The sequence below is a fragment of the Aeromonas sp. Y293-4 genome, assembly GCF_027705905.1.
Classification (GTDB): Bacteria; Pseudomonadota; Gammaproteobacteria; order Enterobacterales; family Aeromonadaceae; genus Aeromonas; species Aeromonas veronii.
Window position 1 is genome coordinate 130,958 of record NZ_JAPDCI010000010.1, and the last position, 20,056, is coordinate 151,013.

The 20,056-nt window shown below is 60.9% G+C and carries 21 protein-coding genes; 13 read left to right on the top strand and 8 right to left on the bottom strand.

Annotated features, from left to right (window positions below; all coding sequences use genetic code 11):
* The first annotated feature begins 18 nt into the window (after positions 1–18).
* From OKC31_RS12950 to OKC31_RS12960, 3 genes are read left to right on the top strand one after another with little or no spacing between them, the layout of a single operon-like run.
* Positions 19–528 (top strand): gluconokinase, encoded by a 510-nt coding sequence (locus tag OKC31_RS12950; RefSeq protein WP_005340649.1) that lies wholly within the window; start codon positions 19–21, stop codon positions 526–528.
* The gene (gene edd / locus OKC31_RS12955; protein ID WP_236322893.1) at positions 525–2,321 is read left to right on the top strand and encodes a phosphogluconate dehydratase; all 1,797 of its coding nucleotides are present in this window, start codon (positions 525–527) and stop codon (positions 2,319–2,321) included. Before OKC31_RS12950 ends, edd begins: the two co-directional genes overlap by 4 nt.
* Before the next feature lie 9 nt (positions 2,322–2,330).
* Complete coding sequence (locus OKC31_RS12960; protein ID WP_247823639.1) at positions 2,331–2,972, top strand: bifunctional 4-hydroxy-2-oxoglutarate aldolase/2-dehydro-3-deoxy-phosphogluconate aldolase; 642 nt, start codon at positions 2,331–2,333, stop codon at positions 2,970–2,972.
* An 84-nt stretch (positions 2,973–3,056) separates the two neighbouring features.
* Here OKC31_RS12960 and OKC31_RS12965 read toward each other — a convergent pair whose 3' ends face one another.
* Positions 3,057–4,064 carry a substrate-binding domain-containing protein gene (locus OKC31_RS12965; RefSeq protein WP_076493932.1) on the bottom strand — a complete coding sequence of 336 codons (1,008 nt, stop codon included), beginning with the start codon at positions 4,062–4,064 and terminating at the stop codon, positions 3,057–3,059.
* An 89-nt stretch (positions 4,065–4,153) separates the two neighbouring features.
* On the opposite strand from OKC31_RS12965, the gene OKC31_RS12970 reads away from it, so the two are divergent.
* Positions 4,154–4,804, top strand: coding sequence for a Qnr family pentapeptide repeat protein (locus OKC31_RS12970; RefSeq protein ID WP_247823638.1), 651 nt, complete (start codon positions 4,154–4,156; stop codon positions 4,802–4,804).
* A gap of 132 nt (positions 4,805–4,936) precedes the next feature.
* On the opposite strand, the gene envC is transcribed toward OKC31_RS12970, so the two are convergent.
* Entirely contained in the window at positions 4,937–6,289 is a 1,353-nt protein-coding gene (gene envC / locus OKC31_RS12975; protein ID WP_236324951.1) for a murein hydrolase activator EnvC, read from the bottom strand.
* Between the two features lie 9 nt (positions 6,290–6,298).
* Positions 6,299–7,828: a 2,3-bisphosphoglycerate-independent phosphoglycerate mutase gene (gene gpmM, locus OKC31_RS12980; protein ID WP_005356867.1), complete on the bottom strand. Its 1,530-nt coding sequence runs from the start codon at positions 7,826–7,828 to the stop codon at positions 6,299–6,301.
* A 246-nt stretch (positions 7,829–8,074) separates the two neighbouring features.
* Here gpmM and OKC31_RS12985 point away from each other — a divergent pair, with 246 nt between their 5' ends.
* Genes OKC31_RS12985 through gpsA form a run of 3 tightly spaced genes read left to right on the top strand, consistent with a single transcriptional unit; the run spans position 8,075 to position 10,034 of the window.
* Positions 8,075–8,506 (top strand): rhodanese-like domain-containing protein, encoded by a 432-nt coding sequence (locus tag OKC31_RS12985; RefSeq protein WP_005340640.1) that lies wholly within the window; start codon positions 8,075–8,077, stop codon positions 8,504–8,506.
* Positions 8,507–8,556: 50 nt separating this feature from the next.
* Positions 8,557–9,027, top strand: coding sequence for a protein-export chaperone SecB (secB, locus tag OKC31_RS12990; protein WP_005340639.1), 471 nt, complete (start codon positions 8,557–8,559; stop codon positions 9,025–9,027).
* A gap of 2 nt (positions 9,028–9,029) precedes the next feature.
* On the top strand, positions 9,030–10,034 hold the full coding sequence (gpsA, locus tag OKC31_RS12995; RefSeq protein WP_247823637.1) for an NAD(P)H-dependent glycerol-3-phosphate dehydrogenase: 1,005 nt from the start codon (positions 9,030–9,032) through the stop codon (positions 10,032–10,034).
* Positions 10,035–10,103: 69 nt separating this feature from the next.
* Here the strand turns inward: gpsA and nfuA are convergent, their stop codons facing one another.
* Together nfuA and OKC31_RS13005 are read right to left on the bottom strand one after the other, a co-directional pair.
* The gene (gene nfuA / locus OKC31_RS13000; RefSeq protein WP_005340636.1) at positions 10,104–10,682 is read right to left on the bottom strand and encodes a Fe-S biogenesis protein NfuA; all 579 of its coding nucleotides are present in this window, start codon (positions 10,680–10,682) and stop codon (positions 10,104–10,106) included.
* An 80-nt stretch (positions 10,683–10,762) separates the two neighbouring features.
* Positions 10,763–11,491: a ComF family protein gene (locus OKC31_RS13005; RefSeq protein ID WP_247823636.1), complete on the bottom strand. Its 729-nt coding sequence runs from the start codon at positions 11,489–11,491 to the stop codon at positions 10,763–10,765.
* A gap of 38 nt (positions 11,492–11,529) precedes the next feature.
* Between OKC31_RS13005 and bioH the strand changes: the two genes are divergently transcribed.
* From bioH to OKC31_RS13025, 4 genes are all read left to right on the top strand, one after another.
* Entirely contained in the window at positions 11,530–12,294 is a 765-nt protein-coding gene (bioH, locus tag OKC31_RS13010; protein ID WP_247823635.1) for a pimeloyl-ACP methyl ester esterase BioH, read from the top strand.
* A gap of 71 nt (positions 12,295–12,365) precedes the next feature.
* Positions 12,366–12,599 (top strand): flagellar basal body rod C-terminal domain-containing protein, encoded by a 234-nt coding sequence (locus OKC31_RS13015; protein WP_247823634.1) that lies wholly within the window; start codon positions 12,366–12,368, stop codon positions 12,597–12,599.
* Position 12,600: 1 nt separating this feature from the next.
* Positions 12,601–13,368: a putative metalloprotease CJM1_0395 family protein gene (locus OKC31_RS13020; protein ID WP_088868230.1), complete on the top strand. Its 768-nt coding sequence runs from the start codon at positions 12,601–12,603 to the stop codon at positions 13,366–13,368.
* An 86-nt stretch (positions 13,369–13,454) separates the two neighbouring features.
* The gene (locus tag OKC31_RS13025) at positions 13,455–13,733 is read left to right on the top strand and encodes a hypothetical protein (RefSeq protein ID WP_005355353.1); all 279 of its coding nucleotides are present in this window, start codon (positions 13,455–13,457) and stop codon (positions 13,731–13,733) included.
* A 70-nt stretch (positions 13,734–13,803) separates the two neighbouring features.
* On the opposite strand, the gene OKC31_RS13030 is transcribed toward OKC31_RS13025, so the two are convergent.
* Positions 13,804–16,113 carry a Tex family protein gene (locus OKC31_RS13030; protein ID WP_247823633.1) on the bottom strand — a complete coding sequence of 770 codons (2,310 nt, stop codon included), beginning with the start codon at positions 16,111–16,113 and terminating at the stop codon, positions 13,804–13,806.
* Between the two features lie 201 nt (positions 16,114–16,314).
* Entirely contained in the window at positions 16,315–16,788 is a 474-nt protein-coding gene (gene greB / locus OKC31_RS13035) for a transcription elongation factor GreB (protein WP_005355349.1), read from the bottom strand.
* A 249-nt stretch (positions 16,789–17,037) separates the two neighbouring features.
* On the opposite strand from greB, the gene ompR reads away from it, so the two are divergent.
* Complete coding sequence (ompR, locus tag OKC31_RS13040; protein WP_005340625.1) at positions 17,038–17,760, top strand: osmolarity response regulator transcription factor OmpR; 723 nt, start codon at positions 17,038–17,040, stop codon at positions 17,758–17,760.
* On the top strand, positions 17,757–19,067 hold the full coding sequence (gene envZ, locus OKC31_RS13045; RefSeq protein ID WP_005340624.1) for a two-component system sensor histidine kinase EnvZ: 1,311 nt from the start codon (positions 17,757–17,759) through the stop codon (positions 19,065–19,067). The genes ompR and envZ overlap by 4 nt, the downstream gene beginning before the upstream one ends.
* Before the next feature lie 37 nt (positions 19,068–19,104).
* Here the strand turns inward: envZ and OKC31_RS13050 are convergent, their stop codons facing one another.
* The gene (locus OKC31_RS13050; RefSeq protein ID WP_270657068.1) at positions 19,105–20,019 is read right to left on the bottom strand and encodes a DMT family transporter; all 915 of its coding nucleotides are present in this window, start codon (positions 20,017–20,019) and stop codon (positions 19,105–19,107) included.
* Positions 20,020–20,056 lie beyond the last annotated feature (37 nt).

The window sequence follows — 20,056 nt, forward strand, 5'->3', positions numbered from 1 at the left end:
TGGGACAGAGGTCAAATTATGGCGGGTAAGTGCATTATCGTGATGGGTGTGTGTGGTAGCGGCAAATCCAGCGTGGGTCTGAAAGTGGCCGAAGCGCTGGGCGCCAAGTTCATCGATGGTGATGACCTGCACCCCAAGGCCAACATCCAGAAGATGGCTGGTGGCAACCCCCTCAACGATGAGGATCGTGCCCCCTGGCTGGAGCGGATCCGCGACGCCGCCTACAGTCTCGAGCAGAAGAACGAGACCGGCATCATTGTCTGTTCCGCCCTCAAAAAGAAGTACCGCGACCAGATCCGCGAAGGCAACGAGTCGGTCAGCTTCATCTTCCTCGATGGCAGCCAGCCGCTGATCCTCGAGCGGATGCGTGCCCGCAAGGGCCACTTCATGCGTGAAAGCATGGTACAAAGTCAGTTCGATACGCTGGAGCGCCCGGATGGCGAAGCCGGTGTATTCCACATTGATATAGACGGCACCTTCGAACAGGTGGTTGACCGCGCCGTCACAGCATTGGAGCAAGCCCAATGATTCATCAGGTAATTTCCGACGTCACCGCCCGCATCCGCGAGCGCAGTGTCGCCCGTCGTCAGGCATTTCTGGCCCGCATCCAGCGTCAGGCAGAGCAGGGCAAGACCCGTGCCGCGCTGGCCTGCGGCAACCTGGCCCACGCCGTGGCCGCCTGCAGCAGTGACGAGAAGGGTCGCATTCTCGATATGACCCGCGCCAACGTCGGCATCGTCACCGCCTACAACGATATGCTGAGCGCCCATCAGCCCTATCAGGGCTATCCGGATCAGATCAAGGCGGTGCTGGCCGAGCTGGGTCACAGCGCCCAGGTCGCCGGCGGCGTGCCCGCCATGTGCGACGGCGTGACTCAGGGTCAGCCGGGGATGGACATGTCCCTCTTCTCCCGCGACCTGATCGCCCAGGCGACCGCACTGTCGCTCTCTCACAACACCTTTGATGCCACCCTGCTTCTCGGTATCTGCGACAAGATCGCTCCGGGTCAGATCATGGGGGCCCTCTCCCACGCTCACCTGCCGACTGCATTTGTTCCTGCTGGCCCGATGGCGAGCGGCATCAGCAATGACGAGAAGGTGAAGGTGCGTCAGAAGTACGCTGCCGGTGAAGTGGGTCGCGATGCCCTGCTGGAGATGGAGTGCGGCGCCTACCACGCGGCAGGCACCTGTACCTTCTACGGCACCGCCAACACCAACCAGCTGGTATTCGAGGCCATGGGCCTGATGCTGCCGGGCTCTGCCTTTGTGCACCCGCATAGCGAGCTGCGTCGCGCCCTGACCGCCGAAGCGGCCCGCCGTATTAGCGCCATGATCCCGGGTTCCCCGGCCTATCGCCCGCTGAGCGAGGTGCTGGACGAGCGCTCGCTGGTCAACGGTCTGGTGGCCCTGCTCGCCTCTGGCGGCAGCACCAACCACAGTATCCACATGGTGGCGCTGGCCCGCGCCGCCGGTCTGGTACTGACCTGGGATGACATCAGCGATCTCTCCGACGTTGTGCCGCTCTTGGTTCGCATGTACCCGAACGGCCCGGCCGACGTCAACGCCTTCGAACAGGCGGGCGGCGTGCCCGGCCTGATGCGCCGTCTGGCCGAAGAGGGGCTGATCCACATGGATGCCACCCCGGTCTTTGGCGAGATGCAGGATTACCTCAGCCGTCCGGCACTGGTCGATGGCCAGCTGGTATGGCAGCCGGTGGGCGAGAGCGGCGATGCGAGCGTGTTGTCACCTTCCGGCAGCGTATTCCAGGCCACTGGTGGCACCAAGCTGCTGGCGGGCAATCTGGGCCGCGCCGTGGTCAAGGTCTCCGCCGTGGCTCCCGAGTATCGGGTTATCGAAGCGCCAGCGCGGGTCTTCTCCTCCCAGCATGCGGTGGAAGCGGCCTACAAGGCGGGCGATCTCAATCAGGATGCCGTTATCGTGGTGCGCCACAATGGTCCGGCCGCTAACGGCATGCCGGAGCTGCACAAGCTGATGCCGGTGCTCGGCAACCTGCAGAAGGCGGGTTACAAGGTGGCGCTGGTCACCGATGGCCGTCTCTCCGGCGCCTCCGGCAAGATCCCGGCCGCCATCCACGTCACCCCGGAAGCGCTGCACGGCGGGGCCATTGGCCTGCTTGCTGACGGTGACCTGCTGCGGGTTGACGCGGTAAACGGCAGCCTCGACTGCCTGACCGATTTGAGTGGCCGTACCCAGGCCGAGATTGACCTCACTCTGGAACAAGAGGGGTGGGGCCGTGAACTGTTCAGCGTGATGCGTCGCGCGGTATCGAGCGCCGAGTGTGGCGCCACCATCTTTGACTAAGGAAGAGCTATGCAGAACTGGAAAGTGACCCCGGCCGAGGTGTTTGCCGCCTCCCCGCTGGTACCCGTGATGGTTATCAACGAGCTGGATCAGGCCCTGCCGATGGCCAAGGCGCTGCTCGACGGCGGCATCTCTGTCTTCGAAATCACCCTGCGCACCCCGGTGGCGCTCGATGCCATTGCCCTCATCGCCAAGGCGATGCCGGATGCCATGGTCGGTGCCGGTACCGTGCTCAACTGCGAGCAGTTTGACGCAGCCGTCGCTGCCGGTGCCCGCTTCGTCATCTCCCCAGGGATGACGCCAGCCCTGCTGGCCCACGCGGCCAAGAGCACGGCGCCGCTGATCCCGGGCGTTGCTACTCCGTCTGAAGTGATGCAGGCGCTGGAAGCGGGCTATGACCACCTGAAGTTCTTCCCTGCCGAAGCGAACGGCGGTACCAAGGTGCTCTCCGCCATTGCCGCCCCGCTGCCCCAGGTGAAGTTCTGCCCCACCGGCGGTATCGGCCCGAAAAACGTGGCCGACTATCTGGCACTCAAATGCGTGGCCACCGTCGGCGGCTCCTGGATGCTGCCGGCTGATGCGGTCAAGAGCGGCAACTGGGAAGAGGTAACCCGCCTCTCCCGCGAAGCGGTTGAACTGGTTAAACGCTAAGCATCAATTGTGCAGAAAACCAAACAGGCCACCCTCGGGTGGCCTGTTTGCTATCAGCGTGGCTTCAGTGTGTGCGGGAAGGGATTACCCCAGACTCTCCCCGACATAGAGGGAGAAGCCGATATCCTTGCGGGTGTCGGGTTGGGATTGGCCGTTGAGACGCGCCAGCAGCATGGTGGCCGCCTCCCGACCGATCGCTTCCCGCGGGGTGGCGATACTGGCCAGTTTGGGGGTCATGGCGTGGCCGATGTCGAGAGCGTTGCAACCGGCGATGGCGATCTGCTGGGGCACCGGGATCCACTTGGCCTGACACTGCAGCAGAGCACCCACCGCCAGGTCATCGTTGGTGCAGAACAGGCCGTCGAGGTCGGGATAGCGTACCAGCGCCTGATCCAGCAGCTCGCCCCCCAGAGTGAAGCTGGAGGATTGTTCGGTCAGCAGATGCTGGCCGGTGAGGCCGAAGTCGGTCATCGCCTGATAGTAACCCTCCATCCGCAGCTGGGTGCGCACGTCGAGCCGTGCCCCCAGATAGACCACCTTGCGTCGGCCCCGGCGCAGCATCTCTGTTACCATGGCCCGGGCGGCGGCTCTATGGTCCATGCCGACCACCATGTCGATGGGGGTTTGCGGCAGATCCATGGTCTCCACCACCGGAATGCCGGCGGTGGCGATCATCTTGCGGGTGCGTTCGGTGTGCTGGCTGTCGGAGAGGATCAGCCCATCCACGTGATAGGAGAGCAGGGACGCGACCTGCTCCTCCTCCCGCTCCGGACTGTAGCCGTAGTGGGCCAGCAGGGTCTGGTAACCGGCCGGTCGGGTCACTGACTCGATGCCGTGGATCACCGCCGAGAAGACCTGGTTGGAGAGGGAGGGGATCAGGATGCCGATCGCCTTGCTGGTCGCGTTGGAGAGAATGTCCGGCGCCCGGTTGGGGATATAACCCAGCTCTTCCACCACAGCCGCGATCCGCTCGCGGGTCCCCTCCGCCACGGTCTGCGGGTCGCGCAGATAGCGGCTGACAGTCATCTTGGTCACGCCGGTCTGGTCGGCGATATCTTGCAGGGTGGGGCGGCGCTTGCGGGTGGGGCTCATAGAGGTGTCCAACGTGGATGTTACATGTAACATTACCGTTTTTGGCGGATAAAGTCAGCATATGAAGCCGTTTTTGCAGGAGTTTTCCGATGATCAGAGGCAAGCAGTTCGTGGATTTCCGGTTCGAGCAACAGGATGTGGAGGGGGAACAGTTCTCGGAGTGCCGCTTTATCGGCTGCAACTTCTCCTGGCTGGATCTGAGCGATAGCCGCTTCATTGACTGCAGCTTCTACGATCGGGAGAGTGAACGGGGCTGCCTGTTGCAGGGTTGCGAGCTGCGCGAGGCCAGCTTCCTGCGCTGCGATCTCACCATGGCCGACTGCAGCCGCAGCCAGTGTCTGGGGCTGGAGATGCGCGACTGTCAGGCGGTCGGCATCAACTTCGGCCATGCCAGCTTCGCCAACCAGATCACCGCGAAAAGCTACTTCTGCGAGGCCCATCTGACCGGCAACAACTTCAGCTACGCCAGCTTCGAGGGCTGCCTGCTGGAGAAGTGCGAGCTGACCGGCAACCGTTGGCAGGGGGCCAACCTGTTTGGTGCCTCGCTGGTGGGTTCCGATCTTAGCGGCTCCGAGTTTGGCCAGATTGACTGGACCAGCTTCAAGCTGCAGGGCTGCGATCTGCGCCAGTGCGATCTGCCGGGGCTGGATCTGCGCCGGGTCGATCTGCAGGGAGTACAGATCAACGAGGATCAGCAGCAGACATTGCTGGAGCAGATCGGTCTGGTTGTCTTCCCCTGAGCCGAGCGAAAAAATAGGTAATTTTTCATCAAATGGGACCGACAGTGGGGAGGGCGCTCCTGAAACGACAAAAGCCTGCGTGAGGCAGGCTTTTGCTAGTGAGTGTGTGACGCGTTTGTCGGCCGGGTTGACTCAACCCTTGGCCAGCCATTTGGTCGGGTTGATCGCCTCGCCCTGATAGCGAATTTCGAAGTAGAGGCCCGGTCTGTCCTGACCGCCACTGTCACCGACCAGCGCCACCGGTTCACCCTGTTCCACGTTCTGGCCAACCTGACGCAGCAGCGACTGATTATGACCGTAGAGGCTCATATAGCCTTTACCGTGGTCGATCACCAGCAGCATACCGAAGCCGTCGAGCCAGTCGGCGTAGACCACTTGTCCCGGTGCAACCGCCTTGACCTGGGTTCCTTCGCTGGCGCCGATCAGGGTGCCTTTCCACTTGAGCTGGGCGGTACGGGGCGAGCCATAGGAGATGAGGATCGGTCCCTGCACCGGCCAGCGCAGGCTGCCATTGGTCTTGAGGCCGCTATAGTGACCGGCACTGCTGATGCCCGAGCCGCGCTCCGGTTTGCTGCTGGCCACCTCTTCGGCAGGTTCTGCCGGTTTGACGGTTTTATTCTGCTGGGCGGCGAGTCGTTGTTGCTCGGCGCGGCGCTGTTCGGCCAGCTTGCGCTGACGCTCCTGCTCCGCTTTCAGCTTGGCCAGCCGTTCCCGCTCGGCCCGTTCACGGCGCTCCTGCTCTTCCCGCTTGCGACGCAGCTCTTCCAGCCGGGCTTTCAGCGCTTTCTCCGCCTTGACCAGCTTGGTGAGCTTCTGCTCGTCATCCTGTACCGACTGCTGCAACTGGTTGCGCACCTTGGCCCGGCTCTGCTGGCTGGCCAGCAGGCTCTGGTGATGTTCCTGCTGTTCGGCAAGCAGGGTCTGCAGTCTGGTTTCGGTCTCTTTGGTTGCCTGCTGGTTTTTCGCCAGCTTGTCGCGGGTGGCGCGCAGGGCGTCGATGGCCTCGATGCGGGCCTTGTTGAGGTAGTCGTAGTAGTCGAGTGAGCGGCTCAGTTTGGCCGGATCCTGCTGATTGAGCAGCAGTTTGAGGTAGTCGTGGTTGCCCGCCTGAAAGGCGCTCTCCGCCTGTTTGGCCAGCAACTGTTTCTGATGTTTGGCTTGAACTTCCAGCGCCAGCTTGTCTTTTTGCAGGGTCGCCAGCGTCTGCTGGTTCTGCTTCAACTGCTGCCTGGTCTGGTTGAGTTTGGCGGCGGCGGCCGAGATGGCCTGCTCGTCAGCCTTGAGCTGGGTATTGAGCTTGGCAAGCTCCTGCTTGCTGAGCTTGATGGTCTGCTGTTGTTCTTTGATCTGGGACTGCATGGTCCCCAGCTGCTGATTGGCGGCCAAAGCCGGTTTGCTGGCGCCAAACGACAGGCAAAAAAACAGCGCGCCGGCCAACAGGCCGACGCGACTGGTTTTCTGTGAAATAACTTCGCATCCCCGCATGGGGAAGGATTATTTCAGAATCATCAGGGGCTTGCCAGTCATTTCCGGCGGCACCGGCAGACCCATCAGGGTCAGCATGGTGGGGGCCAGATCGGACAGTTTGCCACCCTCAACTACCTCGGCTTTGCGACCGAAATAGATGAGCGGAACCGGCAGATTGGTGTGGGCGGTGTGGGCCTGACCAGTCTCTTCGTCCAGCATCTTCTCGGCGTTGCCGTGGTCGGCAGTGATCAGGCACTCGCCACCCACTTCGGCCAGGGCGTCGGTGACGCGACCGATGCAGTGGTCAACGGCTTCACACGCTTTGACGGCGGCATCGAACACACCGGTGTGACCAACCATGTCGCCATTCGGGTAGTTACAGATGATGACGTCGTACTTGCCGCTCTTGATGGCCGCAACCAGCTTGTCGGTCAGTTCTTCGGAGCTCATCTCCGGCTGCAGGTCATAGGTCGCCACTTTCGGGCTGGCCACGATCTCGCGATCTTCGCCGGTGAAGCAGGACTCTTCGCCACCGTTGAAGAAGAAGGTGACGTGAGCGTATTTCTCGGTTTCGGAGATGCGCAGCTGGGTCTTGCCCTGCTTGGCCAGCCACTCACCCAGGGTGTTGACCAGAGCGGTCGGCGGGTAGGCGCAGGCAGTTTTGATGTCGGCCGCGTATTCGGTCAGCATCACGAAGTTCAGCTTCGGCTCAACGGCACGGGCGAAGCCGGTGAAGTCGGTGTCAACGAAGGCGCGGGTGATTTCACGGGCACGGTCGGCACGGAAGTTCATGAAAATCAGCGCATCGCCATCTTCCATCGGGGCAGCTTCGCCGATGCGGGTCGCTTTGACGAACTCGTCGTTCTCGTCGCGGGCATAGGCGGCAGCCAGCGCTTCGGTGGCGCTCTCGGCGGTGAACTCGCCCTTGCCTTGGGTCATCAGGTCATAGGCTTGCTGCACGCGATCCCAGCGGTTGTCACGGTCCATGGCGAAGTAACGACCGATCATGGAGGCGAAACGACCCTTGCCCAGCTTGGCGAACAGGGCGTCGAACAGCTCGATGGAGGACTGGGCGGAGCGCGGCGGAACGTCGCGGCCATCCAGGAAGGCGTGCAGATAGATCTTCTCGGCGCCACGCTTGGCAGCCATTTCGATCATGCCCATGATGTGCTCTTCGTGGCTGTGTACGCCACCCGGGGACATCAGGCCCATGATGTGAACGGCTTTGCCGTTGGTCACGGCAGCGTCAACAGCCTTGGCCAGCTCGACGTTCTGGAAGAATTCGCCGTCCTGGATGTCTTTGGAGATGCGGGTCAGCTCCTGATAGACGATGCGACCGGCACCGATGTTGACGTGGCCTACTTCAGAGTTGCCCATCTGGCCATCCGGCAGACCGACATCCAGACCGGAGCCGGAGATCAGGGTGCTGGTGTAGTCACGGGCCAGACGATCGAGGTTGGGAGTCTTGGCGGCAGCGACGGCGTTGTGCTCTTGCTTGGTGCTGTAGCCCCAACCGTCCATGATGACCAGAACCAAAGGTTTCTTAGCTGTTGACATAAGACTATGTCCTCTCGGATTGGAAAAAATGCGGGAAATGAAACTAGCGTAATATTACTACATCTGCCGAAATAGTCACCTGATAGCCAAGGGGCGCTCCCGTGGCCCCGCAAGCCACGCCTTTCCTGCCATGCTCGCTGCCCAATGATGATGGGAGCCTGCTCGCGCTTTGCCGCCAAGATGGCTGATCTTATCAATACCCCCATGTATACTCGGGCCCTTGTCTTGGTCCCTGGATAGTAGAAGATGCAAGAGTATTTGGATTTTGCGGCCCGTAACCCGCTGCTGACCGCAGCCTGGTTAGGTCTGGCTGGCACCCTGGTTTACACCACTGTGCGTGCCCGTTTGTCCCCGGTAAAAACCGTCAACAATCACACCGCGACCCTGCTGATCAACCGCGAGAATGCCACCGTGGTGGATATTCGCAGTCAGGAAGAGTATGCCAAGGGCCATCTGGCCGGTGCCCAGCACCTGCCGCTGACCCAGATCCAGAGCAATAATCTGGGCCCGGTTGAAAAGCATAAAGATGCCCCCATCATAGTGGTGTGCGAGTCGGGAATGACTGCGGGCGGCGCGGGCCGTCAGCTGAGCAAAGCTGGCTTCAAGCAGGTTTATGTGCTCGGCGGTGGCATGGCCCAATGGCGTGCAGAAAATCTGCCGGTAACCAAGAAACGCTGATTTAAGCAGGGCCTGAGCCCACTTATCCATATAACAAGGAATCAAACGAAATGGCTGACGAGATCAACAACCAGGAAGTACAACCGGAATTCCACATCCAGCGTGTTTACACCAAGGATGTCTCTTTCGAAGCGCCGAACACCCCGCACATCTTCCAGAAAGAGTGGCAGCCGGACGTCAAGCTGGATATGGATACCAAGACCAACATCCTGGCTGAGAACGTGTACGAGGTTGTCCTGACCCTGACCGTGACTTGCAAACTGGAAACCGAAACCGCCTTCCTGTGCGAAGTACAGCAAGCCGGTATCTTCACCATCGGTAACCTGCCGGAGCCGCAACTGGCTCACTGCCTGGCTGCCTTCTGCCCGAACATCCTGTTCCCGTATGCCCGCGAAGCCGTGGCCAACATGGTGAGCAAGGGTTCCTTCCCGCAGCTGAACCTGGCACCGGTCAACTTCGATGCCCTGTTTGCCCAGCACATGGCGCAAGCACAGGCCCAGCAGGCGACTGCGGAAGCCTGATAATGGCTGACCAGATCGCTATCTCGGTCTTGGGGGCGGGGTCTTATGGCTCCGCCCTTGCCATTTCTCTGGCGCGCAACGGTCATCCGACCCTGCTGTGGGGTCACGACCCCGCTCATGTTGCCGAGCTGGAACAAGACCGCTGCAACAAGGCATTTTTGCCTGATGTCCCTTTTCCTGCCGATCTGCAGCTAACTGCGGATCTGCAACGTGCGGTACAGGCTGCCCCCGTGCTGCTGCTGGTCGTGCCAAGCCATGTATTTGGTGATGTACTGACCCTGATCAAACCCTTCCTGCGCCCCGATACCCGTATCGCCTGGGCCACCAAGGGTCTGGAGCCGGACAGTGGCCGTCTGCTGCAGGACGTGGCCCGTGAAGTGCTGGGTGACGAGATGCCGCTGGCGGTCATCTCCGGCCCAACCTTCGCCAAGGAGCTGGCTGCCGGTTTGCCGACCGCCATCTCGGTCGCCTCGACTCACGACGAGTTCGCCGACGATCTCTCCCATCTGCTGCACTGTGGCCGTTCGTTCCGGGTCTATACCAATCCGGATTTCGTCGGTCTACAGCTGGGTGGAGCGGTGAAGAACGTCATCGCTATCGGTGCCGGTCTCTCCGACGGGCTCGGGTTTGGCGCCAATGCCAGAACCGCGCTCATCACCCGGGGTCTGGTGGAGATGCAGCGTCTGGGTGCGGCGCTGGGTGCCGATGCCAAAACCTTTATGGGGATGGCGGGGCTCGGGGATCTGGTGCTCACCTGTACCGACAACCAGTCGCGCAACCGTCGCTTCGGGCTGGCCCTCGGGGCCGGCAAGGATGTGAACACCGCCATGACCGAGATCGGTCAGGTGGTAGAGGGGTATCGCAACACCAAAGAGGTGCATCTGCTGGCGGCCCGCTGCGGCGTCGAGATGCCCATCTGCGAGCAGATCTTCAAGGTGCTCTACGAGGGTAAGAACCCGAAAGAGGCGGCCATCGCCCTGTTGTCGCGAGACAAGAAGGACGAGTAATCTGCCGATTGCCCATGCAAAAGGCCCCGCCATCTGGCGGGGCCTTTTCTTTGCTGCAAGGGCTGCAAATCAGTAGTAGGAGTGGTCGCCGCGCTGGTGCTCGGTGGCGTCTTTCACGCCGTTTAGCTCACCCGGGAACTTCTCCAGCAGCTGCTTCTCGATCCCCTCTTTCAGGGTGTAATCGACCATGGAGCAACCGTTGCAACCACCGCCAAACTGCAGGATGGCCAGTTTGTCTTCAGTCAGCTCGACCAGGGTGACCTTGCCACCGTGACCGGCCAGCATGGGGTTCACTTCGGACATCAACACGTACTCGATGCGCTCGATCAGCGGCGCGTCGTCGGCCACTTTACGCATCTTGGCGTTCGGTGCTTTCAGGGTGAGCTGGGAGCCCATCTGATCGGTCACGAAGTCGATGGTGGCATCCACCAGGAAGGGGGCGCTCAGGGGATCGACCATGCAGTCGAAGCCGCTGAAGGGCAGGTGTTGATCTTCCGGGTCCACGGCATCGGGCGGGCAATACGATACGCCACACTCGGCATTCTGGGTTCCCGGATTGACCACAAACACCCGGATATTGGTGCCATCAGGCTGTTTTTCCAGCAGTTTACGGAAATGGGCCTGGGCGGCGTCGGAAATGCTGATCATCACTATCCTCATAAACCTGAGTGTACGACTAGGGTATTCATGATAACGCGGTTATTAATGCTTGGGTAGCATGCCGATGGCTACTTGCTGTGCCGCAGGGTACGACAGATTGCCCACACTTCTACCTTTGTGATGCCGCTCTCATGGAGCAAACGGCTGAGCTGACCGGCGGTGGCGCCTGTGGTCACGACGTCATCGAGCAGGGCGACATGGCGATAGTGGTGAGGGCGGATCCGGAATGCCCCGCGCAGATTGCGCCGACGCTGCCCGGCGCTCAGGGTTGTTTGCTGCGGTGTTGCCTTGATGCGCTGCAACAGGGTGTTGTCGCAGGGAATGCCGGTGAACTCGCCAAGGGGGTGCGCGATCTCCTCCGCCTGATTGAACCCGCGCCGCCACTGCCGCCACCAGTGCAGGGGAACCGGAATGATCGCCTCCGGCGGCTCGCAGCCATCCAGATGATCGGCCAAGAGGCGTGCCAGTAGCGGCGCCAGCAGGATCTGGCCGGAATATTTGAGCCGGGGGATCAGCATGGGGTAGGGGGTTTGGTAGTCGCCGATCACCTGCAACCGCTCCCAAGGGGGAGGTCTGCGCTGGCAGCGGCCGCAGACCGGTATGCTCTCTTCTATATAGTCAGTCAGCGGTGCGGCGCAGAGGCGGCATCTCGGCTGTGACTGGTGCAGCGCCTGCCGACACCAGCTGCAGAGCAGGGGCTCGTTGTCGCAAGGTTGATGACAGAGGAGGCAACTCCCTTGCCAGTCGCCGTGGTTGCCGAGCAGCGGGCTTGCTTTAGCGAGCAGTCGCTTTAACATGCTGACCCCAAGTGCATGAACAGGGATCTTGAGTCTAGATGAGCATATCGGTAGAGCAGTTTGGCCAGGGGCCCGATCTGGTGCTGTTGCACGGTTGGGGGATGAATGGTGCGGTCTGGCATGGTATTGCCCGGCAGTTGGCGTCCCACTATCGGATTCATCTGGTGGATTTGCCCGGTTTTGGCAACAGCCCGCTGGCAGACGAGGTGGATTACAGCCTGACCTGGCTTGCCGAGCAGGTGGCCGCCATCTTGCCGCAGAAGTGCCATCTGCTTGGCTGGTCGCTCGGCGGTCTGGTGGCAAGCCAGTTGGCGCTGACGCATCCCGATCGGTTGCACTCCCTGATCACGGTAGCCAGCTCTCCCTGCTTTATGGCGCGGGACGAGTGGCCCGGAATTGCCCCCAAGGTACTGACCGGCTTCAACCAGATGCTGGCGGGGGATTTTCGCCAGACCATAGAGCGCTTTCTGGCGATCCAGGCCATGGGCAGTGAACACGCCCGGGACGATATCCGTCAGTTGCGCCACTGGCTGGCCGAGCGCCCGGCGCCCCAGTTTGCCGCACTTGAGGCCGGGCTGACGCTGTTGGCCGAGATTGACCTGCGCGAACCGCTGCGGGAGCTGGATCTGCCCTGGTTGCGGATCTATGGCCGACTGGATTCATTGGTGCCCAAGGCGGCCATTCCCCTGTTGGATGATCTCTACCCTGCCAGCCGCAGCGTGACTCTCAATAAGGCCTCACACGCACCTTTTATCTCCCACCCTGACGAATTCATTGAAATCGTTCGAGATTTTGTTGGCTAAAAAACAGCCGGCAAGCTTCATTAATCCTCTGGTCTGGCGGATAATTAAGCTGTGACCAGAGGAGTAACACCATGCGTATTGATTCTGCTTTCAACAGCGGGGTACAGGGATTTCAGCGAGCCGAGCAGATTGCCGACAAGGCATCTGGTCAGATCGCCCGCCTCAACACCCCCAGCGGGGATCAGGTGCAAGTGACCGATGAGCTTGTCAATCTCAAGGTGGCCGAGCAACAGGCTGGCGCTTCCGCCAAGGTAGTGCAGACTGCCAGCGAGATGATGGGAACCCTGATCGACATCCGGGTGTGAGATGAACATCAATGTCAGTCTGCCTCCTCTTATCCCGACACAGCTGCAACCCCAAGTGGAAGCGGCGAGGACGGATAATCGCCGGGCAGAACTGATCCCGCAGGCCCGAGCGGGCCAAGCCTCCGTTGCCGAATCCGAAGTCGGCTCCCAGAAAGAGAAATCCAAAGCCGGTCAGGCCTCCAGCAATCAGAGCTCCCAGAACAGCCGTGAAACCGGGCAATTAGCCCCGACGACACTGCCAGATAATCGCTTTGTCGAGGCCACCGGTGAGGATGGGCAGCGCAAGCAGCAAGATCCCAAACAGCAGGAGCAGCAACAGCGGCAAGAGCAGCAGGTTCAGGATCTTGTCGAGCGTGACAAGGAGGTGCGCACTCACGAGCAGGCGCACCAGTCTGCGGGTGGAGAGTACGCCAGCTCGCCCACCTATCAGTTTACGCAAGGGCCGGATGGCAAGCGTTATGCTACGGGTGGCGAAGTCCAGATCGATACCAGTGTCGTACCCGGTGACCCTGCGGCTACCATCGCCAAGATGCAGCAGATCCGCGCTGCAGCGCTGGCGCCTGCCGAGCCTTCCGCGCAGGATCTGGCCGTCGCGCGCAGCGCCGCCGCCAGTGAAGCCAAGGCGCGCAAAGAGCTGATGGCCGAGCAGAGCGCAAAATCGGGCGGCGTGCTGAGTGCCTATATGGACAAGCGCAACAGCGTCATCGCGGGCCACTATCAACAGGCTGTCAGCCCGGCCTCGACCCAGTCCCTCAGTCTGCATATCTGAATCCCCCCTCACCAAACTTTCAGCTGCTTTGCCTGTTTTGCAACTAACCTGAAGATCAGGCCCATTCCAATTTCACAGGAGCTGTCATGCATTTCGATGAAGTCAAAGCGGAAGATTTCACCACCTTCTCCCGTGTACCGCCTCCCCACCTGCAGATGGAGCAGTTTCTGATGCAGCTCGGGGGAGGGGGAACTGAAGGAACCAGTTTCAAGAAGAAAGTGATGCTGGCGGCAGGCTGGAGCCACACCGGCGTCGTCTCTTACGGCAAGTATCCGCAAGAGGCCTGCAAGGCATTCAACCGGCTGCGGGAGGTGCTGGCCCAGCATGGAGAGCCCGAGAGCATTCTTGCTGCCCTGACGCAGTGATCCTGAGCTTCGCGTGTAAAAAAGCCCCTTGCGGGGCTTTTTGCATTCAGAGGTGTTCTGGACGGTGTCGTTACTTTTTCGCTTTGGAGAGCGCTGCCGCGAAGGCGTTGCCCATGGCACCACCCATAGGGGGGCTTTGGCGCGGCTCATTTCTTGGTTTAGTGTTGCCAGCACTGCTGTTGCGCGCTTCAGCCGGCTTGCGGGCGGGTTGCCCTGCCTTTTCGTCGAGGCGCATGGTCAGACTGATCCGCTTGCGCGGGGCGTCCACTTCCAGCACCTTGACCCGCACAATGTCGCCCGCCTTGACCACCTCACGGGGATCCTTGACGAAACGGTCGGTCAGGGAGGAGATGTGCACCAGACCGTCCTGATGAACACCGATATCGACGAAGGCGCCGAAGTTGGTGACGTTGGTGACTACACCTTCCAGTACCATCTCTGGCACCAGGTCGCTGATCTGCTCCACACCTTCCTTGAAGGTCGCGGTTTTGAACTCGGGGCGCGGGTCGCGGCCCGGCTTGTCAAGCTCGCCGATGATGTCGGTGACGGTAGGTACGCCGAATTGCTCATCGGTGTAATCGGCCGGTTTCAGGCTGCGCAGCAGGCTGCTGTTGCCGAGCAGGCTCTCCACGGTCTGCTCCAGCTTGGCGAGGATCCGCTCCACGACCGGATAGGACTCCGGGTGTACCGCTGAGCTGTCGAGGGGATTGCTGCCGCCGCGAATGCGCAGGAAGCCGGCGCACTGTTCGAAGGCTTTGGGGCCGAGTCGGCTCACTTTCAGCAACTGCTGACGGCTCTTGAAGGCGCCGTGCTCATCCCGATAGGCGACGATGTTCTGGGCCAACGTCTGGGAGAGGCCGGAAACCCGGTTGAGCAGGGCGACCGAGGCGGTGTTCACATCGACCCCGACCGCGTTCACGCAATCCTCGACCACGGCATCCAGCCGGCGGGCCAGCTGGCTCTGGCCGACGTCGTGCTGATACTGGCCCACCCCGATGCTCTTGGGGTCGATTTTGACCAGCTCGGCCAGCGGGTCTTGCAGGCGGCGGGCGATGGAGACGGCGCCACGGATCGATACGTCGAGATCCGGGAACTCCTGAGAGGCGAGCTCGGAGGCGGAGTAGACCGAGGCCCCCGCTTCGCTCACGACTATCTTCTGCGCCTTAGCGGCGGGGTAGCGCTCGAACAGGTCGCTGACCAGCCGGTCGGTCTCCCGCGAGGCGGTGCCGTTGCCGATGCTGATGAGCTCGACCTTGTGCTTCTGGCACAACTCGCTCAGGGTCTTGAGGCTTTGATCAATCTGGCGTTTTGGTTCGAACGGATAGATGGTGGCGTGATCGACCAGTTTGCCGGTGGCATCCACCACGGCAACCTTGACCCCGGTACGGATGCCCGGATCCAGCCCCATGGTGCAGCGCATGCCGGCCGGGGCCGCCATCAGCAGATCCTTGAGGTTCATGGCGAACACCTTGATTGCCTCCTCCTCTGCCGACTCGCGGATACGGCCGATCAGCTCGGTCTCCATCTGAAGCGACAACTTGATCTTCCAGGTCCAGCTCACCACCCCTTGCAACCATTTGTCGGCCGGGCGGTTCTGCAGATTGAGCTTGAGGTGGTGGGCAATGATCCCTTCGCAGGGGCTGGCACTCTCATCGTCACCGGTGACCAGCGCCAGATTGAGGATCCCCTCATTGCGGCCGCGCAGCATGGCCAGCACCCGGTGGGAGGGGGCCTTGTGCAGTGGTTCGTCGTGTTCGAAATAGTCCTTGAACTTGGCCCCTTCCTGCTCCTTGCCTGCCACCACGCGGGCGCGCAGGGTGGCATTTTGCCACAGGTAGTCGCGCAACTTCTCCAGCAGGTCGGCCTGCTCGGCGAAGCGCTCCATCAGGATATAGCGGGCGCCGTCGAGGGCCGCCTTGCTGTCGGCAATGCCCTGTTCGGGATTGAGGAAGGCGGCAGCCGCTTGCTCGGGATCCTGCATCGGGTCGCTGAGCAGCAGGTTGGCAAGCGGCTCCAACCCGGCTTCGATGGCCATCTGCCCCTTGGTGCGGCGCTTGGGCTTGTAGGGGAGGTAGAGGTCTTCCAGTCGGGTCTTGCTGTCGGCGCCATTCAATTCGCGCATCAGCTCGGGGGTCAGCTTGCCCTGCTCTTCGATGGAGCGAATGATCACCTGACGGCGATCTTCCAGTTCACGCAGATAGCCGAGGCGGCTCTCCAGAGTACGTAGTTGGCTGTCGTCCAGACCGCCGGTCACCTCTTTACGGTAACGGGCGATAAAGGGCACGGTCGAGCCTTCATCCAGCAGGCGCACTGCGGCCTGCACCTGCTCCGGGCGAGCATTGAGCTCATCGGCAATCTGTCTCTCTATGGTTTGCATCATGATGTTGTTGAGGGCCTCTGTGGTCGAGTCCGCGCCATCAGGCGCCAAGTGTGAGCACTATATGGGGTCGTGTTGCGGGATGCCACCCTGCGCCGGGGTCTGCACCAGTCAGACTGATAAAGTCGCAGGGGGGGCGTTTATCTTGCCATTGCACCTGTGACTCAGGATGTGGCTGTAGCAAGCAGCTCGCCAGCAGTCCGGCTATTTGGGGTAGCTGATCTCGTTGATATACCAGCAGACGTCACCAACTGGCGTACGGACGATGGCTTCATCACCGACCTCTTTCTTGAGCAGGGCGCGGGCCATGGGGGAGTCGATGGAGATGTAATCCTTGCGCTCGAAGATCTCGTCATAGCCGACGATGCGAAAGCGCTTGGTCTCGCCCTCTTCGTTTTCCACCTCGACCCAGGCGCCGAAGAAGACCTTGCCCTCCTGTGCGGGGGCATAGTCGACGATCCCCAGCTCTTCGAGACATTTGCGCAGGTAACGCACCCGCCGATCGATCTCCCGCAGCCGCTTCTTGTTGTACTGGTAGTCGGCATTTTCGCTGCGATCCCCAAGACTGGCGGCCCATGCCACCTTCCTGGTGACCTCGGGGCGCTCCTGACGCCAGAGGAAATCGAGCTCTTCTTTCAGCTTGTTGTAGCCTTCGCGTGTGATCAGCTTTGTCTTCATGGTGATGCGGACCTGGTCAAAGAGGGGTAATCATCGCTAACTGCTCGGGAATATTAGCTTTTGTCCTCTTGCTGTCGAGGGAAATCGTGATGGCTCGGCTGGCGCCATTCAGGGAGTAGCTGGCCAGCGTAGTGACTTGATGGCCGTCACGCTCTCGGGATGGGTAATAACCGGTAACATATTTGTGCTTTGCTCCCGCTATATCCCCCCCTAGTATTGGGGGCAGCTAAAGAATGAAGAGGCAAAGCAATGAGTCAGCAGCAATACAAGGTCCTGGTTGTGGACGATGACCTGAAATTACGTTCCCTGTTGGAACGCTATCTCACCGAGCAGGGATTCGTAGTACGCGGCGTGGCCAATGGCGAGCAGGCCGATCGCTTGCTGACTCGTGAAAACTTCAGTCTGATGGTGCTCGACCTGATGTTGCCGGGGGAAGATGGACTCTCCATCTGCCGCCGTCTGCGGGAAGCGGGCAATCAGATCCCGGTGCTGATGCTCACTGCCAAGGGGGATGAAGTCGATCGCATCGTCGGGCTCGAGATGGGGGCCGATGACTATCTGCCCAAGCCGTTCAACCCCCGCGAACTGTTGGCGCGGATCCGTGCCGTGCTGCGCCGTCATACCGTCGAGTTGCCGGGGGCTCCCTCGGCTGCAGAGAAGGTGGTCAACTTCGGCGCCTTCCAGCTCAATCTGGCGACCCGCGAGCTGAGCCGGGATGGCGAGCCGATGGCGCTTACCAGCGGTGAATTTGCGGTGCTAAAAGTGCTGGTCAGCCATCCGCGCGAGCCGCTCTCCCGCGACAAGCTGATGAATCTGGCCCGTGGCCGCGAATACACCGCCACCGAGCGCAGCATCGACGTGCAGGTTTCCCGCCTGCGCCGCCTGCTGGAACAGGATCCGGCCCAGCCCCGCTATCTGCAGACCGTCTGGGGTCTGGGGTATGTGTTCGTGCCAGATGGTGACGGTGCATGAAAAAAGTCGGCAGCATGTTCTCGCGCATGCTCTGGTTTCTGGCTGCCGTCCTGGTGGTCTATCAAGCGGTCTCCTACGTCACCTTCTACAACTATCTGCTGGCGCCGACCGTCAAGCAGATCAGTCACTTGCTGGCCAATCAGGTCAAGCTGATCTTTCCGGTCAACACCGAACAACTGGCGCTGAGTGAAGATGCCGAAGCGCTGGTCTATGTGACGACCGGTACCGACATCTATACCCAGAGCGAGGCGGTGCAGCATGGCTTCAACGATGCCAAGCCATACCCCTATCTGGAGGAGAACATCAGCCGCGAGCTGGGTGGCCCAGCCAAGGTGCGGGTCGAGATCCAGGATCACTACATCATCTGGATCCAGCCGCCCCAGGCCAGCAAAATCTGGGTGCGGATCCCGCTGACCGAGATTGAAGATGACGATATCGAACCCCTCATCATCTATCTGAGCGTGCTGTTGGTGATCACCCTGTTTGCGGCCTGGCGCTTTGCCCGGCAGCTGGTGCGCCCGCTCGAGGATCTCGAAGCTGGCGCTGTTGCGGTGGCCAGAGGCCATTTCCCTGAGGCGTTGGGGGAGCTGGGATCACGGGAAGTGCGGCGACTGACCCGCACCTTCAACCATATGTCCCACTCCATCAAGAGCCTGATCGAAGAGCGTAACCTGATGATGGCGGGGGTTTCCCACGATCTGCGTACCCCGCTGACCCGCATCCGGCTGGCGACCGAGATGATGTCCTCCGGTGACGAGTACCTCAAGGAGAGCATCAACGCCGACATCGATGAGTCCAATGCCATCATCGATCAGTTCATCGACTACATCCGACCGGATGAGGGGCAGGATTTGGAGCCTATCGACCTGACCCAGCTGGTGCATGATACCTTGCTGATCTACTCGGAGCAGGGGCTGGAGGTCGATCTGGCGCTGCCGCAAGAGGCGGTGCGGGTGGCCTGCAATCCGGTAAGTATCCGGCGGGTGTTGAACAACCTCTCAAGCAACTCGCAGCGTTATGGGGCGAGCCGCTTGCATGCCGAGCTCAAGGACGACGGGCACTGGGTGCGCTTGCGCCTTTCTGATGATGGCCCCGGGATTCCGGAGCAGGACTACTCCCGGGTGCTCAAGCCGTTTACTCAGGGTAATGTGGCGCGGACCGTCGGCGGTAGTGGGCTGGGGTTGGCCATCGTGGCCAAGATAGTCGCCCAGCACCACGGCACTATCCGGCTGGGAAGTTCGGATCTCGGCGGCCTGCTGGTCGAGATGCGGCTGCCGAAACATCAGCCACAGGAGTGGATGGATTGAGAGAAGGGCGTATCCGTGGATACGCCCTTCTGCATGGTCAGCTCTTGGTTTCGACTGATGCACGATAGCGTTTACCGTACTTGAGCTGCTGGATCAGCAGGGCGGCAACGATGAGCGCCAACCCGATGGGGGTGGCCGGATGGATGGTTTCGCCGATCAGCAGATTGAGCAGCACCAGTGAGGCAAACGGCGAGATAAAGATGAGGTTGCTGATGGGGGCCGTGTTGTTGGCATGGCGCAGCGCCATCAGCCAGAGCACGAAACCGAAACCCATTTCGAACAGTCCCACATAGATGGCTCCAGCCCATCCCTGCCAGGCGGTCATGGCAAAATCGGAGAGCAACCAGGTCGCCACGACGATAAAAGGCAGGCTGATCATAAAGCCGAGCAACAGGCTGACAATGGGATCGCCCTGATTGCGGGTGTTGAGGATCCAGTAGCTGGCCCAGATGAGGGTCGAGACCAGCGCCAGCGTCACGCCGAGGGGGCTGTCGAACTGGAGGCCGAATACATCCCCTCTGGTGGCGATCACCAGCGCGCCAAAATACCCCAGCACGATAGCGACGCCATCACGCCGACGCAGCTTCTGGCCGAGGAAGGGGACGGCCAGCAGACTGAGGGTAATGGCCCAGGTGTAGTTGAGGGTCTGTGCCTGCTGGGCAGGCAACAGGTCATAGGCCTTGAATAGCAACAGGTAATAGAGAAAGGGGTTCAGCACGCCCAGAGTCAGGTAGTAGAAAGGGCGGGCCTTGATGTAGCTCCCCAGCAGCGGCAGTTTGCCCTGTTTGGCGACGACGGCTGTCAGCGTGAGAGTCGAGGTGAAGGCGGCCACAAGCAACAGTTGCACAGGTTCGAAATAGGCGAGGGAAATCTTGAAGGCTGTGGCGACCGTCGACCAGAGGGCAACGGCGCAAAGGCCATACTGATAGGCTTTCTTTTGATCTTTGAGCATGGGATGTCGTTCCACTGACAGAGGCAAGCGCACAGTC